Annotated in this window: 11 protein-coding genes; 4 read left to right on the forward strand and 7 right to left on the reverse strand. The window is 36.8% G+C overall.

Translation table 11 applies throughout. The annotated features are described in order from the left end of the window. Positions 1 to 44: 44 nt before the first annotated feature. From AC5SR4_RS03735 to AC5SR4_RS03745, 3 genes are read left to right on the forward strand one after another with little or no spacing between them, the layout of a single operon-like run. On the forward strand, positions 45 to 2,765 hold the full coding sequence (locus AC5SR4_RS03735) for a glycosyl hydrolase (protein WP_495358199.1): 2,721 nt from the start codon (positions 45 to 47) through the stop codon (positions 2,763 to 2,765). A 15-nt stretch (positions 2,766 to 2,780) separates the two neighbouring features. Next, positions 2,781 to 3,908 carry a glycoside hydrolase family 88/105 protein gene (locus AC5SR4_RS03740; RefSeq protein ID WP_495358200.1) on the forward strand — a complete coding sequence of 376 codons (1,128 nt, stop codon included), beginning with the start codon at positions 2,781 to 2,783 and terminating at the stop codon, positions 3,906 to 3,908. After that, entirely contained in the window at positions 3,905 to 4,843 is a 939-nt protein-coding gene (locus tag AC5SR4_RS03745; protein WP_495358201.1) for an alpha/beta hydrolase, read from the forward strand. Before AC5SR4_RS03740 ends, AC5SR4_RS03745 begins: the two co-directional genes overlap by 4 nt. A 99-nt stretch (positions 4,844 to 4,942) precedes the next feature. Here AC5SR4_RS03745 and AC5SR4_RS03750 read toward each other — a convergent pair whose 3' ends face one another. From AC5SR4_RS03750 to AC5SR4_RS03780, 7 genes are all read right to left on the reverse strand, one after another. Next, positions 4,943 to 6,478: an aldehyde dehydrogenase (NADP(+)) gene (locus tag AC5SR4_RS03750; protein ID WP_495358202.1), complete on the reverse strand. Its 1,536-nt coding sequence runs from the start codon at positions 6,476 to 6,478 to the stop codon at positions 4,943 to 4,945. 7 nt (positions 6,479 to 6,485) lie between these two features. Then, entirely contained in the window at positions 6,486 to 7,409 is a 924-nt protein-coding gene (locus tag AC5SR4_RS03755) for a 5-dehydro-4-deoxyglucarate dehydratase (RefSeq protein ID WP_495358203.1), read from the reverse strand. A gap of 25 nt (positions 7,410 to 7,434) precedes the next feature. Next, a complete protein-coding gene (gene garD / locus AC5SR4_RS03760; protein WP_495358204.1) occupies positions 7,435 to 8,967 on the reverse strand; it encodes a galactarate dehydratase in 1,533 nt (510 codons plus the stop codon). An 8-nt stretch (positions 8,968 to 8,975) separates the two neighbouring features. After that, a complete protein-coding gene (locus AC5SR4_RS03765) occupies positions 8,976 to 10,406 on the reverse strand; it encodes a GntP family permease (RefSeq protein ID WP_495358205.1) in 1,431 nt (476 codons plus the stop codon). A gap of 10 nt (positions 10,407 to 10,416) precedes the next feature. Beyond that, complete coding sequence (locus AC5SR4_RS03770) at positions 10,417 to 11,643, reverse strand: glycoside hydrolase family 88/105 protein (protein ID WP_495358206.1); 1,227 nt, start codon at positions 11,641 to 11,643, stop codon at positions 10,417 to 10,419. Between the two features lie 117 nt (positions 11,644 to 11,760). Next, entirely contained in the window at positions 11,761 to 13,884 is a 2,124-nt protein-coding gene (locus AC5SR4_RS03775) for a RagB/SusD family nutrient uptake outer membrane protein (protein ID WP_495358207.1), read from the reverse strand. 18 nt (positions 13,885 to 13,902) lie between these two features. Next, the gene (locus tag AC5SR4_RS03780) at positions 13,903 to 17,220 is read right to left on the reverse strand and encodes a SusC/RagA family TonB-linked outer membrane protein (RefSeq protein WP_495358208.1); all 3,318 of its coding nucleotides are present in this window, start codon (positions 17,218 to 17,220) and stop codon (positions 13,903 to 13,905) included. Positions 17,221 to 17,678: 458 nt separating this feature from the next. On the opposite strand from AC5SR4_RS03780, the gene AC5SR4_RS03785 reads away from it, so the two are divergent. Next, a complete protein-coding gene (locus AC5SR4_RS03785) occupies positions 17,679 to 18,731 on the forward strand; it encodes a LacI family DNA-binding transcriptional regulator (RefSeq protein ID WP_495358209.1) in 1,053 nt (350 codons plus the stop codon). Positions 18,732 to 18,780: the final 49 nt, after the last annotated feature.

The following is an 18,780-nucleotide window of genomic DNA, read 5'->3' on the forward strand; positions in this document are numbered from 1 at the left end:
AGAGAACTCTATTTTTACTAAATAAATTTTTACTAAATAATTCAATGAACGTCAAAACTAAATATCTCCTCTTATTTTTACTTTGCCTTGCTTTTTTAAATTGTAAAGAGCAAGATTCTAGTTCAAATTCCCCTTGGCCTGAACAAACTAATGTAAATAAACCTTGGACGCGATGGTGGTGGATGGGCAGTGCTGTAGACAAACCCAATATCAAATCAAATTTAATAGCTTTACAACAAGCTGGCATTGGCGGTGTTGAAATAACTCCCATATATGGTGTAAAAGGTGAAGAAGATCATTTTATTGATTATCTGTCCCCTAAATATATGGATATGTTAGACTATACAATTCATATTTCTGATAGTTTAGGAATGCAAGTAGATATGGTTTTAGGCACCGGATGGCCCTATGGGGGCCCTCAAGTAACTGTTACCCATGCTGCTACAAAACTAATAGTAGAATCCTATGAATTAAAAAAGGGTAAGACATTCCATAAGACCATTGAAGTAGAAGATAAAAAACAAAAAGGACTGGCCCAATTACTTTATGTTTTAGCCTATGGAAATGATGGATCTTTTTTAGACTTAACAAACAAACTTACCAACTCTCAACTGCATTGGCAAGCCAACAATTCTGATTATACTATTTATGCCGTTTTTAGTGGTAAAACACAACAGCAAGTTAAACGTGCTGCCCCAGGTGGCCAAGGCTATACACTTGACCATTATTCTGAAGAAGCTCTTAATGCTTACGTAGTTCCTTTTAATGAAGCTCTAAAAGGCTTTGAAGGTAAATTACGTGCTATTTTTAATGATAGCTATGAAGTTTACGGAACCGATTTTACACCTATGTTTTTTCAAGAATTTGAAAAGCGCCGAGGTTACGATTTAAAACCGTATTTACCCCAATTACTTAACACCGAAAATGACACTATTGGAAATAGAATTAAGAGTGATTTTAGAGAAACCATTTCAGATTTACTACTTAACAAATTTGACATTCCTTGGACAGAATGGGCACATTCAAAAAACTACAAAACAAAACTACAGGCACATGGCTCGCCTGGAAATCTAATCGATTTGTATGCTTCATCCGATATACCAGAATGTGAAACTTTTGGATCTATGCCCTATGATATCCCTGGATTTAGACGTGAATTAGATGATATTAGAGAAGGTGATGCCGACCCAGTAATGTTAAAATTTTCATCATCGGCTGCACACATTACAGGAAAACCACTAACCTCTTCTGAAACATTTACATGGCTACGTGATCATTTTAAAACAGCTTTATCGCAATGTAAACCTGAAGTTGAAGATTTATTGCTAAATGGTATAAATCATGTGTTTTTACACGGCTCTACCTATTCCCCAAAGAGAGCAGCTTGGCCAGGTTGGAAATTCTATGCATCTGTTAATTTTAATACCAATAATACCATTTGGGAAGATGTTCCTGCTCTGTTTTCCTATATAGCAAATTGCCAATCGATGCTTCAAGAAGGGAAGCCTGATAACGAAACCCTATTATACTGGCCCATTTATGATACTTGGGGCAAAAACCTTAATGCCGAGTTATTTGTACAATTTAAAATCCATTCCCTAGACCAATGGCTACATGGCTCTCCTTTTTACGAAACCACAAAAGCATTGATGAAAAATGGCTATAACACTGATTTTATTTCTGATAAATTTATTGCTCAAGCTACTGTTAAAGATGGACTTATCGTATTACCTGGTGGCCACTATAAAGCTCTAGTGGTTCCAGACTCTGATAAAATGCCTTTAAAAACCTTGGAAAAATTATGGGACTTAAAACAAGCTGGCGCCCATATTATTTTTCAAGGATTTCCAGAATCGGTTCCTGGATTTCATAATTATGAGACCAAAAACACTAAACTATTGGAGTTGGTTTCCAATTTAAAACCTACTTTAAACTTATTTAAAGATTTAGAAACTGCAAATGTATTTCCAGAAACATTGGTAGAAACGGGGTTAAAATTTATAAGAAGGGATGTAAATGGAGAAAAAATATACTATGTAGTTAATCATACTTCAAAGCCCATTAGTGGTTTTGTTCCTTTGGCTATTACCAATAAGGAAGTTATTATTTTAGATCCATTAACTAAAGCTGCAGGTAATGCCCTAGTGAAAAAAGAAGCCCAAAATACTTTGGTAAAACTTCATATAGAACCAGGAGCATCTTTAATTCTAAAAACAGAGAACAGCCAATCCCAACAGGCATGGCCCTATTACGAAATATTAGGCAAGCCCATTGCCTTAAATGGTGTTTGGAATATTACCTTTGATAAAGGTGGTCCGGAGTTGCCTGCACCCGCAACTATGGATTCGTTACAATCTTGGACCTTACTTGGTCCAAAAGCCGAAGCCTTTTCTGGTTCTGCAACATACACTTTACAATTTAACGCCCCTGATATTGAAGCCGATAACTGGTCTCTAAATCTAGGTGATGTTCGTGAGAGTGCCCAAGTATGGCTTAATGATAAATTTATTGGTCATGTATGGTCGGTGCCTTTTAAAATTAATTTAGGGGCTCTTAAAAAAGAAGCAAACCAATTAAAAATACAGGTAACCAACTTACCTGCCAATAGAATACGTGCCAAAGAAGTAAGAGGTGAAACGTGGAAAATCTTTTACGAAATAAACATGGTCAATAAAGATTATAAAACATTTGATGCAACCTTATGGAACCCAATGCCCTCTGGTTTATTAGGGTCCATTACTGTAACTCCCTTAAAAAAGCAATAACTAATTAACTATAAAATGAAAAAAAACCTTTTCTCTTTAAGCCTGTGCCTTATAATATCAATATCAGCCTTTGCGCAGCAACCCTTTAATAAAAAAGAAGTCTTGGCGCACATGCAGCTGGCCAATAAATACTTTATGGATAAATGGCCAGATGTTGGCAAAACTATTATAACCAATAAAGAACGCCCTAGCCATATTTGGACACGTGGTGTGTATTATGAAGGTCTTATGGCTTTACACGAAATATATCCAGACCAAACTTATTACGATTATGCATTTTCTTGGTCCGAATTCCATAGATGGGGATTTCACAGAGGCAATACTACCCGTAACGCGGACAATTACTGTGCGGCCCAAACCTATATAGATCTATACAATTTAGAGCCAGACCCTAAGAAATTAAAAAACACCAAAGCTTGTATAAACATGCTACTTAATACACCACAGTTGGATGACTGGTCTTGGATAGATGCCATACAAATGGGAATGCCTGTTTTTGCTAAACTTGGTGTTTTAGAAAAAGATGATCGTTATTTTGAAAAAATGTACGAGATGTACATGTACACAAGAAACTATCATGGCGATCATGGTTTATTTAATGAAGCCGATGGACTTTGGTGGCGTGACGGTGATTTTGATCCGCCATACAAAGAGCCAAATGGCGAAGATTGTTATTGGAGCAGAGGCAATGGTTGGGTAATTGCTGCATTGGCTAAAGTACTAGCTATCATTCCCGAAAATACGCCTCACAGAGCACAGTATGTTGAAGATTTAAAGGCTATGGCCAAAGCCTTAGTTCCCATTCAAAGAAAAGATGGTTTTTGGAATGTTAGTCTGCACGACCCTAACCATTTTGGAGGTGAAGAATCATCAGGAACTTCTCTTTTTACTTACGCCATGGCCTACGGCATTAACAATGGCATATTAGATAAAAAAACATATCTTCCTGTTATAGAAAAAGCTTGGAATGCCCTTACCAAGGATGCATTGCACGACAATGGTTTTATTGGCTATTTACAATCTACAGGAAAAGAACCTAAAGACGGTCAACCGCTATCCTATGACAAAGTTCCTGATTTTGAGGATTATGGATTGGGCTGTTTTCTATTAGCAGGATCAGAAATTTATAAACTTAAGATATGATACTAAATATAACATCAATACCAACCGCACTTATTGTTGCTATGCTAATTGTAAATTTAACTGCAAACGCTCAAGAAGAGGTAAGCCTTTGGCCAGATGGTATTCCAAATTCTAAAGTTAATAAGGATTATGTAGAAGCTTATACTTATTTTGACAATGAAGAAATTAATGGGATTAGTAAAGTGTCTATCCCTACTTTAACTGTTTTTTTAGCTGATGCTGATATAGCCAATGGTGCTTCGGTAATTATTTGCCCCGGTGGGGGTTATTCCCATTTATCTTTTAACAAAGAAGGCCTAAAGGTTGCCAAGTGGTTTAATGACATTGGCATACATGCGTTTGTTTTGAAATACCGATTGCCCAGTGATCTCATTATGAATAATAAGACCATTGGCCCCCTACAAGATGTGCAAGAAGCGATTCGTACAGTACGACGAAACGCTAAAATGTGGCATTTAAATCCTAACAAGGTTGGGGTTATGGGGTTTTCAGCTGGTGGTCATTTAGCATCCACGGCTTCTACACATTATGCCGACAATGTATACACACCAAAAGATACCACGAGTGCCAGACCTGATTTCTCTATTCTTATTTACCCAGTTATTTCGATGGCGGATGGTGTGACTCATAATGGCTCTAAAAAGAATCTTCTAGGAGATAACCCAGATGAAGCACTCATAGAAACCTATTCCAATGAAAAACAAATAAACGGCCAAACCCCGCCTACCTTCTTAATTCATGCCACCGATGATAAATCCGTTCCCCTAGAGAACAGCATACAATATGTATCAGCACTCAAGGAACATGGTGTTCATGCTGAATTGCATATTTATGAAACTGGCGGTCATGGTTTTGGATTAGGTCGCGCAGGTACTAGTAAGTATTGGCCAGAAACACTTAAACATTGGTTGGATATTAATATAATATCAAAATAACCTAAAACAATCGCAGGTGTATACCTTAAACACCTTAAGGTATACACCTGCTACTCTTTAAGATACATACCTTCGATACTTTAAGGTATACACCTCCAATTATTTTTCCATAGTTCCATTTACAAGACGCCAGATTCCGAGTTTATTTTCGGCTTTGAGGGCGTCCGGCAGCATGAAATCAGGATAATCCTGATAACATACTGGTCTTACAAAACGTCTTATTGCAGTGGTACCAACGGACGTTGATTGTGGTGCTGTAGTTGCCGGGTATGGTCCACCATGTACCATAGCATGGCATACTTCTACGCCTGTAGGATAACCATTTATAACAATACGTCCCACTTTTAACTCCAAAATACTAAATAGCTCTTTGTATTCTTCAAAATCGGCATCAGTACCATGAATGGTTGCTGTTAAGTGACCTTCTAAATTTCTTGCAGCTTCCAATATTTCTTCTTTGGTAGAGGCTTCCACTAACACACTTGAAGGTCCGAAGTTTTCTTCTGCTAAAGATTCATTTTCCTTAAAATTACCAATAGATGTTTTAAATATTCTTGGAGTGGCACTATTGGATGTATCACTTGTCAAACCAACCGCAAACTCTTCAACATCATTAACGGCCAAGGTGTTTTTTACTCCATTATTAAAGGCTTTTAGCATATCTGAAGTAAGCATAGTTCCAGATGGTGCTTCACTAACACTATCTTTTAATTTGCTGTAAAACTTACTGATAGTGTCTGATTTTTGAACAAATGAAAGTCCTGGATTGGTACAAAATTGGCCAACACCCAATGTGATAGACCCTACCATGCCTGCCGCAATAGCTTCGCCCCTTTCTTCTAAAGCTTTGGGCAAAATAAATACCGGGTTTGTACTGCCCATTTCAGCAAAAACAGGTATAGGCTCTGGCCTGCTATTTGCATAATTAAATAAAGCTTTACCACCACCATAGGATCCAGTAAACCCTACGGCCTTTATTCCAGGATGCTTTACCAGGTTTTCACCAACATCTCTTGAGTTACCATGAAGTAATGCAAAGGTTCCCTCTGGCATGCCACAAATTTCTATAGCTCTTAAAATGGCTTTAGATACCATTTCTGCAGTTCCAGGATGTGCTTTGTGTCCTTTTACTACAACAGGGCAACCGGCAGCTAAAGCCGATGCCGTATCACCTCCAGCAACAGAAAAAGCCATTGGAAAATTACTGGCCCCAAATACGGCTACAGGACCTAATGGCTGAAGCATATGTCTAATATCAGACCGTGGCATAGGTGTTCTATCTGGCATGGCTGTATCTATTCTTGCATCTACCCAAGAGCCTTCTCTAACTACCGTTGCAAATAATTTTAGTTGATTTACGGTTCTACCCCTTTCACCTTGTAGCCTGCCTATTGGCAATGCAGTTTCTAAATGACATCTTTGCAAAAGAGCATCTCCTAAATTCATTATCTCGTCGGCAATCTTATCTAAAAAGTCTGCAATACTATCTTTATCCTTTTTTCTATAATCGTTAAAAGCTTTTGCTGCTGCTTCAACGGTTTTATTAACCTGTTCTTCACTGGCACTTATAAATGCTCCTTCTAAAGGTTCATTAGTAAAGGCATTGATGCCATAAAATGTTTTATCTGTACTCATTAAAATTCTATTTTAATAATTCTGTTTGCTTATCAATTAACTTTTGAAGCTCGGCTACTTCATTCGGTTTTGGAATAGGCAATGGTGCTCGCACGTCACCTGCGCTTTTACCTATTAACTTGGCACCTGCTTTTATTAAACTAACAGCATATCCTTGTGAATTACTTCTTAGTTTAACAAAAGGCATGAAAAATTCTTTAATAATGATACGAACAGTTTCTGTATCTCCGGCACGTAACGATTTATAAAAATGGTTGGCCAAATCTGGCACAAAATTAAATACTGCCGAAGAATACGTATTCACTCCTATTGACAAATACGCTTCAGAAATAATCTCTGCGGTTGGTACTCCTCCAATATAAACCAAACGGTCTCCAACAGTTTTAATAGTAGTATTTAACGCTTCCATATTACCTGTTCCATCTTTGAGGGCTATAAAATTAGGGCATTCCTCGGTAAGCTTAGCAACATATTCTGCTGGAAGAATTCCATTGGCCCTATTATAGTATATAACAGGTAAATTGGTGTTTTGCATAATTGCTTTAGCATACTCATACACGCCTTCTTTGGCACATTCTGTTAAATAAGGTGGCATTAAAAGCAAGGCATCTATTCCTGCCTCTTCAGCTATAGATGCAAATTCTATAGCTTCTGGAATACTTCTCCCAACACTAGAAACTGTTGGAACACGGTTTTGTACAGTCTCAGCAGTTACTTTAACTATGCTTTTATATTCTTCTCTAGATAATGAAAAGAATTCACCTGTGCCTCCTGCTACAAATATTGCAGAAACATCATGGCTTATAAACCATTCCAATCTGTCTGCAAAAGTAGCAACATTAAACTGCCCTTTACTGTCCATATCTGTTACTGGAAATGATAATAACCCATCTCCTAGTGCTTTTTTTATGTTTTCTAAATTTGATTTCATTTTAATATTATTATTTGTTTTATTTTTAAGTTAATGGTCCTGGATTAAACAAAACCAAATCATTATGAATTCCTAGCTTATCGCAAGCTACTTGTTTTTTTCCACTGGCAACATCCAATATCATATGGAACAACTCCCAACCCATGGCTTCGATTGTTTTTTCTCCTGTTGCTATTTTACCAGCATCAAAATCAATTAAATCAAACCACCTATTACTTAGCTTGGAATTAGAGCCCACTTTAATAACAGGTACCATAGATAATCCATAAGGAGTTCCTCTTCCGGTCATGAATACATGCATATTCATTCCAGAAGCTAATTGCAGAGTACCGCAAACAAAATCACTAGCGGGGGTAGCTGCAAATATTAATCCTTTTTTCCTAATTTTTTCTCCGGGCTTTAGAACATCTACAATAGGTGTTGTTCCTGATTTGGCAACAGAGCCCAAGCATTTCTCAACAATGGTGCTTAAACCCCCTTTTTTATTTCCAGGTGATGTATTGGCACTGCGATCGGCTTGTCCCTTTTGCAAATAATCATCATACCACTGCATCTCTTCTATGAGCGCTTTGGCTACCTCTGGACTAGCAGCCCTAGGCACCAATAGATGTATGGCATCTCTAACTTCAGTTACCTCAGAAAACATAACACTGCCGCCCGCTCTAACAATCAAATCGGCTGCAAATCCTGCAGCAGGGTTTGCGGTTAAACCTGAGAAAGCATCACTACCTCCACATTGCATACCCACTACCAAGTCAGAAGCTGGACACGTTTGTCTTTTACGCTTGTTTAATTTTTCTAAATGAACCTTAGCTGTTTCTAGAATACCATCTACCATTTCATTAAATCCGTGAAAGGATTCATCTTGCATATAAACAATACTATCTTTATGGTTAGTGTCTTGCTCTTCTCGAACTAAACGCTCTGGTCGTAATTTTTCACACCCCAATCCTAAAACCATTATCTCGCCTCCAAAATTAGGATTTGTTGCTATATTTTGAATGGTTCTTATAGGAACAACGGCTGCTGGAGCATCAATGGCCACACCACATCCGTAAGAATGACTTAACCCCACCACATCGTCTACATTTGTATATTGTGTCAAGAGGTCTTGCTTTATTTTCTTTACTACAAACTCGGTAAGTCCCGCTACACATTGTACACTATTGGTTATCCCTAAAATATTTTTTGTACCAACGCTTCCATCATGGTTCTTATAGCCTTGAAAAGTATAACCCTCTAACGGTTCTATTTCTTGGTGTTTAAACTCTGGCATTGATATGTATTGCAATTCGGGAGACTTAGGTAATATTATATTGGTTTCATTTACCCAAGTGCCTTGTTTTAAATCTTTATCAGCATAACCAATTACTGCTCCATATCGTATTATAGCCTGTCCTTCATTAATATCCTGTAGAGCAACTTTGTGCCCATTGGGCACATATTCTAAAAGAGCAAAACCATATTCAAGCCATGTTCCTTTCTGCATACCAAGTTCGTTAGCTACTATACCAACATTATCCTTGTCCGTTGTTTTTATTAAAATATTTTTACTCATTATTTTGCTTATACAAAAGGAAATAACTTAGAAAGTATCATAACACCTATTAAACCAGAAAATGCCATAACCATTAATAGAAATGAAAAATGGCGAATGGTTTCTTTTTCTTCCATACCACTCATTTTGGTAATAATCCAAAAAGCACTATCGTTCATCCATGCAAATATCTTAGAACCACATCCAATCACTAAGGCTAGATAAACAGGATGGAATGCCAGTCCTGCACTTGCAACACCACTCATAATCCCTATGGTTGTAACCATAGCTATAGTTGCAGATCCTTGAGCTGTTCTAACTGCTGCCGTTATAAGAAACGCCATAGGTAAAATGGCCATTTGGTAATTTGAAGATAACTCTTGTATTCTAATACCAACTCCTGTTTGCTGCAACATTTGTCCGAATACACCACCTGCCGAAGTTATTAATATAATCATACCGGCACTGGTTAAAGCTTCATAAATATACTTTTTATATTTATCCATATCTGCTACCCGTGTCCACATTAAGTACATCGCTATCAATGCAGAAATGAATAATGCAATATTGGGATCGCCTAAAACAGAAAAGGCAGAGGTTAAACCTGTTTGAAATGCACTTAAATCTGTTCGCCCTTCTGTTAGCATTTTTGAAAAAGTATTTCCTGTTATTAAAATAATAGGAAGTAATACTGGCAATAAGGACAACCATATATTTGGCAAGTCTTTGTTATCTTTCTCCGATATTTGCTTAAGTTCTTCAATACTGATATCCGGTGTACTACGCATTGGTAAATCCCATCGTTTGTTAGCCCACACGGCATAGCCATAACCACTAAGTACTGTAATTAAACCAACTACTAAGCCTCCAATCATCATTACTCCTAAATCTATGTTCATGGTTTCAGCTACAAACAAAGGCCCGGGGGTAGGAGGAATTAAAGAATGAGCCATAACACCACCACCTATAACAACCATTAAATACAGACTGAACTTTTTAGGATTTTTAATCCCCATGGATTTAATTACCGGAATCATAAGATAAAACACCGTATCAAAAAATACAGGAATGGCTAATGTAAAACTACTGAATAATAAAGCTACGGAACTATTCTTCTTCCCAAATAATGCCAAAATACCTCTTACAATACGTTCTGCACCTCCACTTCGCATTAATGCAGTTCCTATAACAGAAGCCAAAGCTATTAAGATTCCTATTTTTCCACTGGTATTTCCAAAGGCAACACCAAGTCGTTTACCTAGTGAAACCTTAGATAAATCTATAGCGCCTTGCTCAGACATGCCACTGTTTAATGCAAAATTATAAATAAGTTCAGGAGGTGTTAATAATGCCGTTACTAAAGCTGCTAACAATAATGAAATAACCGCATGCATTCGCAATACGATAATACAAAATAGTACGACAGCAGTTCCTATTAATATAATTAATATTGGATCCATAAATCACTTTTTATCTGTTTAACTCTAGGGCAGCCATCATAAATGGTCCTAACCCATGTGAGTTATCTGTTATTATTTTTTCACTCATATAATATTCAAAAGATCCATCTCTATATGGATCTCCTCCCAGTCCTGCGCTTCCACAAATTTGTGTTAAATGAATCTCACCATCATCATCTACCTTAACTAGTTTGTTTACCAAGCCATCAAAAGCTTTATTGGCTACTGCTTCGAATTTTTCGGGCAAATACCCTTTATGTGCGCCTTTAGCAAAGGCATATGCAAACATACCTGAGCCCGAAGCCTCTAAATAATTACCCGCTCTATCTTGCATATTTGGCACCTGGTACCATAAGCCTGATACATCTTGAAAGTTAATGGCTGCTGTTGCCAATTCGTTTAGATAACCAACCAACATTTGTTGTTTAGGATGATCCTCAGGGAAATAATCCAACACATCAACTAATGCCATAGCATACCATCCCAACGCTCTTAACCAAATGTTTGGTGCTGTACCAGTTTCTTTATTTGCCCAAGCCATTTGCTTACTTTCATCCCAAGCATGAAAATACAGACCTGTTTTTTCATCAAGTGTATGATCGTGCAAGAGTTTAAATTGGTGAGCGACATCATCGAGTTTTTCACCCGATTCGAATTCGACTGTATAGCGTGCATAAAATGGTTCCCCCATATATAGGCCATCTAACCACATTTGGTTGGGGTATATCTTTTTATGCCAAAAGCCATTTGATGGTGTTCTTGGATGTCCATCTAGCTGACTTCTTAAAAGTTTCAATGCTTTTAGGTATTTTTCATCTTGGGTTTCATCATATAGATTAAAAAGGAGCTTCCCTGGGTTTATCAAGTCAATATTATAGCTTTCCAGTTCATAGCCCTTTATGGCTCCTGTACTATCAATCATAGTATCTGCATAAGCTTTAATATAATTGAAATACGCTTTGTTATTGGTTGCTTTATATAGCCTCTCGTAAGCTTTTAAAACCAAACCGATTTTGTAGTCCCATTTAGGAGCCTCACGGTGGTCAATATCCCAAACTTCAGGATTACGCTTCATAATGGAAAGTGCCATACGATCTGACCATTTTAAGGTATCTGATATAACTGATTTAACAGTATTATCATCAAGTTTATTACTTTGTTTCGTTTCATTTTTACAACTCACCAACAGGATAGTACTGTAAATGGCAATGAAACATACACACTTTATTAATTTCATAATTTCAATGTTGAAAATTCTCATTTAAACTTCTATATAATTAATAACCCGCTACATAATGAGCGGGTTATTATTTTTATATAGATACTATTTAAATATACTCATACTTCAAAAATACTACTCTGAAGCGTGTCCGTATCCTTGAGTTAAGTTACCGTTGGAAGTACGTAATGCATCTCCAGATAAAGGCATAATATAACGTGGTGGTACACCGGCTGCATAAGAACCATCTGGATACCCTAAGAATAAATCATCCGTATATTCTACCACATTGTCAACAAGATTGATTCCCCAATTTGCCTTAGTGTAGCCATCTGCTTCAAGAGCTGCAGCAACTGGGCCAGCAGGGTCTATATAACTGTACAGACCTCTAATAGCCAAATGATTTTTCTGTCCTTCGGCAGATAATGTTGCCAAATAATCTGCCCAACCATTATTGGTTCCTCGCCATCCTGGCACTAAAACAGGATAAGTTGGATCTGCTTCTGTAAGCCCATCTGGTGTTTTTGTCGTTAACAGGTCTAAACTAGGATCTATGTCTTTAATAGCAACATTTTTAGTCCAAACATAATTTGAAATTTGATCACCATTGTCAAATGTGTAATAACCATCCGCAGCTAAACCTGCAATCATAGCTCTCATATTATCACGCATGGTTTGAATTCTTTCTGGCATAGTACCAAAAACAACCATATCCCAACGCGTTACACCTTCTCCTCCAGTTTCTAATTTAAGCTCTTGCTCAATACCTCTTAATAATGCATTGCCAGACATTCCGTCTACATAAGCATTCACCTTAGTTGCTTGATCTGCTGCTGAGAATGCACGTGCACGTACTTTTTTGAAGTATGTTTTAGCTGTTGCCTCATCACCTGTCGCGGCGGCGGCATAAGCAAGATAAAGCATTACACTTCCCATACGTACTTGTTGCCAGTTAACCCCAGATTGACGTTGTCTTGGAATATAGGGATCAGACATACGAGCCTCATCAAATTTATTAGAAGCTAAGCCTCCTCTTTCACGGTTACCACGAACCCAGCTCATTAATATTTCACCAGCTTTACCAGTATTACCAGTTATACAAGCTGTGATTTCACGACGCTTATCATCTGGATCAAAATCTGAATAATAATAATATGGATTTATACGACCTTGTCCGTAACATTTGTTTGGATGGTCGTTAGACCCAGCTCCTCCCGAAGGACGTCCCCAAGAATATGGCCAGTCTGAATTTTGAGTACGTGTATAACCACACTCAAATAAAGATTCTGGACTTACCTCCAAATCTAATAGATACTGGAAGTTTCTTTGGAAGGGATTATCAAATTCTGGGCCTCTTTCATCTGTTTCAATTAAATAAGCTGAACCAGAATCATTAACTACCTTTAAATAATATTCTTTGGCTATTTGCATAAAACTTTGCCAGTTACTATTTCTAACATATTTACATTGCCATTCTGAACTTTCTTGACCCCACTGATCGAAAGAAATACCTCCATAATCAAAGTCTGTACGGCGTAACTGGTAACCCGCAGCATCAAAAGCCAATCTTGCAATTACTTGATTACCATAAACTCTTGAGAATTTTTCGGCAGTCACCCCATTTTCACCTAAGTTATACATTAAAGGCACTGCTTGTTTAAGTGCTTCAATTTCATTTTCATAAATATGATCACGTATAGTATACCCTAATGTATCTGTCTGTCCTGTACTTCTAATAGCATAATCAAAATATGGTACATCACCAAAATACTTTATTAATAATTTATAATTGGTAGCTCTATGACAAAGTGCCTCACCGTATAAATGCGTCCAAGCATTGGCTGTACCTGATGCCACGGCATCTTGATATTCTGCTTTGTCTTCAATAGCCTCAGCTACTATATTGGCTCTATTAATTAATTGATAACATTCCAACCAAGTATCTCTATGGGCATCATCATCAATAGGATATGGTACAGGAAAAAGTCCCATGGGTATATGACGTGCTTGTGCAGTATAAGGCTCTGGATGATGCTCTGAATCCGATCCTACAGACGACACATCATAAAATAACCTTTTATCTAGGTCATGCCATATGTCATACATCCCTGCTAATACTTTATCGGCCTCCTCTGGGAAACCAAACACAAAGTCTTCATCTACACTGGATGGGTTTTGCACCACCAGAAAATCTTTCTCACACGAAGTATTCACTAGTACTAGGAATACGGTGAGCAATAAATACAATAATTTTTTCATAATTAATTTCTTTTTTTATTAAAATTCAATATTCAAACCAAATGTATATGTGCGTGGTCGTGGATATGCATTTAAATCAAGCCCAGGGGTTGGATACCCACCTTGATTATTTGCATTCGCATTAATGCCTCTTGATTCTTGTACATTTATTTCAGGGTCAAAACCATCATACCCTGTAATAGTAAATGCATTATAAATTGAACCATATAGACGGAATCTATTGATTCCAAATTTATCAACTACTTTTTGAGGAATTGTATATCCTAATGTAAATGTGTTTAATCTTAAGAACGAACCGTCCTCTATGCCAAACGTAGAGGCTACCGCCGTTTCTGGATAAGGTAAGAAGGTTGTTGCATTGGCATTAAGCGCATCTAAAGCAGCTGGCTCTACAACATTTACTAATTGTCCATTTACAATATCATAAATCTTATAGTGCCCAGATAATTCATCTAATCTGTTTCTAAACAAACCAGATTCTTTATTACCCAAATAAGCATTTACATGATTGGCATTATATATATCGTTTCCTACACTCCAAGTGAAATCAAAGTTGAAATCGAAGTTCTTATAATTACCTGAAAGGTTAAAGCCTCCTGTGTGATCTGGATTAGCATCACCTATAACAGTAATATCATCGTCATTAATCACGCCATCACCATTAAGGTCTTTAAGTTTTTGAACACCAGGGTATTCAGCTTGGCCACTAGGTTTGTTAGCTGTTGTACCATATACAGTTCCTAAAACACCACTTTGTATTGATGGCTGTCCCGCCTTAGTTGTATAAGTTTGTGTGGAAGGATCATAATCAAAATCATCAGTAGTATACCATCCATCATGAACAAATCCACGGAACAAGCCTACAGGACTACCTTCTTCAAAGAAGTAATCTTGTCTTGGGTAAAAATATACCCCACCAAAACCTGAACTATAAGTTCCGTTTACACTATCATCTAACTCATCAACATTGCCCTTGTTAATATTGATATTAAAACTTGCCATTAAATTAAAATCTTCAGACTTTATGATATCACCACTTAAAGACAGCTCTATACCTTTATTACTGGTTTGTCCTATATTATCCATTGTAAACGGAAAACCTGTAAGTGGTGAAGTAGGTGTTACCAATAATAAATCTTTAACAGTGTTCTTGTACAATTCAAGTGTACCACTTAATTTACCTCCAAACAACTGAAAGTCAATACCCAAGTTTCTTGTAATAGTTGTTTCCCATTTTAAATCTGGGTTAGCCAGTAAATCTCCTGGAGCATAACCTTGTTGTCTTACATCACTTAATGACCATCTTACTGTACTAGGCTCCCAACTTTGTTTCCATAATTCAGCACTAATACCATCATTACCTACTGAACCGTATGAGAAACGCACCTTTAAATCATCGATCCAACTGGCATCACTTAAGAAATCTTCTTCAGACACTCTCCAAGCAAAAGCTCCTGCTGGAAAATATCCCCATTGATTTCCTAGTGCAAATTTAGAAGATCCATCCGCACGGAATGTTCCTGTTAATAAATATTTGCCTTTATATCCATAATTAAGACGTCCGAATATAGACTGCAGACGATTAGGCACTCCTCCAGATGAGTTTAACGAGAAGAACTCTGAGCCTTCTTCTCTACGGTATGAATTCATATTAGCCCAAGCACGCTCGGCGTCAAAAGATACAGGATATCCATCCCCTCTAATATCCGTAGATTCAGAACCAGAGTCTGCTACCTCATAACCAGCTAAGGCACTTAATTTATGGTCTTCTCCTAAACCTTGTACTTCATAATTCAAAGTGTTTACCCAACGGTAATTCCACCCTTGTCCCATTCGAACTCTAGCATCACCACCAAAGGTTGCATTACCATCAGCATCCAAATATCCACTAGCAGTGGCTCCATCCCAAGTATTATTTCGATCCCAACTTGAGCTTAAACTTAAGTTTGTTTTAGCAGTTAATCCGGGTATAATTTCCCAACTTAAAGATGTATTAGCAACCAAGCCACGACTTACTCTATCACTTTCTGTATCATTTAGTAATGCAACTGGACTATATCTATCCTGAAGTAAGTTAATATAATCACCTAATATAGTGTTAACTGTTTGGTCACTCTCACCTTGTATGTATTGAGAATCAATAGGTCGGAAATAATAAGCGGTTGAATTACCATCATTATTACCTGTTTTTACTTGACGGAATCTTGTATTAATAGATAGTTCTAATTTATCACCTAATTTTTGGTCTAATCTAAATGACGCGTTAGCTCTTTCATAAAAAGATCTTACTTTGTTACCTTCTTGATCCAAGTAATTTACAGCCAATATATACTTTGTGTCTTCAGTACCTCCTGAAACAGTGAAGTTGTGATTATGTGTGAAGGCATCATTATATAATTCTTTAGTATAATCACGACTAGGAACTGTTTTGTAATAATCAATACCTGCTGAATTACTACCTTCAAAACCACCTATGGCCCATAATTGTTCCCAACCTTCTTTGTAGCTGTCTCCAATTGCTGCGGCATAACCCCAGTTATACGCAATATAATCGTAACCATCCATCACTGGTACATATTCTGGAATCACACTAAACTGCGTATACCCGTCATAAGTGACTTTGGTTTTTCCTGTTCTACCACTCTTTGTGGTTACAATGATAACCCCGTTTGCTCCACGTGCACCATAAATGGCCGTTGAAGATGCATCTTTTAACACATCAATACTTTGTATTTGGTTACCTGGTATGTTACTAATTGTACTTACTGGAAATCCATCCACAATAAAAAGCGGTTGGTTACTCTGTGTAATAGAGCCTCCTCCACGTACACGAATGGCAATATCAGCTCCTGGCCGACCATCTTGTGTTGTTACACGAACACCAGGTAGTTTACCTTGTATAGCCTGTGCTGCATCTGCTACAGGAACTGCAGCAATTTTTTCACCTGTTACAGAAGCAATTGCACCAGTTACATCTCGTCTTGTAGTACTACCGTAACCAATTACAACCACTTCATCTAACTGGCCGGCTTGTTCTGCCATGTTTAAATTAATTGTAGATTGTCCGTTAACAGCAACCTCTTGGGTTTTGTAGCCCAAATAGCTAAAAACCAAAACAGCATCAGAATTTGCACTAATGGTGTAATTTCCATCAAAATCTGTTGCAGTACCTGTTGTTGTGTTTTTGACAATTATTGAAACCCCTGGTAAAGGTACGCCGGCTTCATCGGTAACCGTACCTGTAACATTTAATGCGTTTTGAGCATAAATTGGTAAGTAAAGTAATATCCCTAATAAAAAGAAATAATACTTAGCATTCATTTTTTTTGCTTTCATACTAGTTTATTTAGTTTAGTTTGGTTTGAATTTTTTTTAAGTTTGAATGTGAGTTTAAGTTTAAAGAGTCTTTTTTCTGCATAGGCATACATTTTTAAATTAGTTTAGTTTGATATTTTTTTTAACAATCGATTACACTGAATAAGACCGTAATAATCTAGCTTATTATGATCAATAATAAGCATGTATATTATTTATTCAACCGTGTAATTAATGTAATCGATTACCAAAAATAGAAAAAAATATATATATTGCAATGAAATTATGGGAAATTTAAAAAAAAAAGTCTGTATTATTAATTTGGCGAAATATCAAAACAAAAAATAATGATTTGACAAACACGTGTTTTTTAACTTAAAATTAATATTTATCGTAAGACTTATTCTATAACATCGAAATATTAATACTTTGGATTTTAATTAATTAATTTACTTTTGCAAAATATAGCTAGATATTAAATGAAGAAAAAAACCACCATATACGACATTGCAGAAAAACTTAACATTACTGCTGCAACTGTTTCTAGGGCTTTAAACGGTAATTCTAAGATAAGTGAAGCCACCCGCAAGCTTGTTGCTGAAACGGCAAAAGAAATGAATTATGAACAGAACAAACTTGCCCAAGCACTAAAAAGTGGCAAAAGTTTTAATGTAGGTGTTGTTGTCCCGCGTATTGATAGTAACTTTTTTGCTTCGGTTATTCGTGGTATTGAGGAAGAATTATACCCTAGGGGGTACCATGTTATTATTTGTCAAACCCATGACCAAGAGCATATAGAGAAAGAAAACATCAATTCGTTATTAAATGCTCAGGTGGATGGTGTTTTAATATCGGTATCCAGCTCTAAGCAAGAAAATAACGAAAGCCTTAATAAACTCATCAGAAAAAATGTTCCTTTAATATTTTTTGATAGGAAGAAAGACATTAAAGGTATTAGTTCGGTGACCATTGATGACTATAAGGGCGCATACGAAGCGACCATGCATTTAATAAGTCAAGGTTGTAAACGTATTGCGCATTTATCTAACTTCCGTTCGTTACAAATTTTTAAGAATAGATATTTAGGTTATAAGCAGGCTATTTTGGATAGTGGGCTGGAATTTGATGAAAGCCTTGTTGTAGAAACCATGAGCAAGGTTATTGAGGGAAGAAAAACGACTAAGAAGTTTTTAAATATGAAAAACCCTCCTGATGCCATCTTTTCTGCTAGTGACTTTACTGCGTTGGGTGCCATCCAAGAAATTAAAGCAAATGGCCTAAGAATACCTGAGGATATATGTGTTATTGGTTTTAGCAACGAACCATTTACGCGATTTATGGAACTTTCTATAACTTCGGTAGATCAATCTCCTATTGAAATGGGACGAATTGCTGCCAATGTATTTTTAGAGGAAGTTAACAACGGTAAAAACATTCGGTCTGATAAGCAAGTGATTTTATCGCCTGAATTGATTGTTAGAAAATCATCTTTAAAGTCGCCCGTTTTGATGAAGAGTGAAAAAATGAATTGATATAACCCAAGGTTTACACTATAAAAAACCCCAAGATACTAATCTTGGG

Source organism: Aestuariibaculum scopimerae, assembly GCF_059428085.1.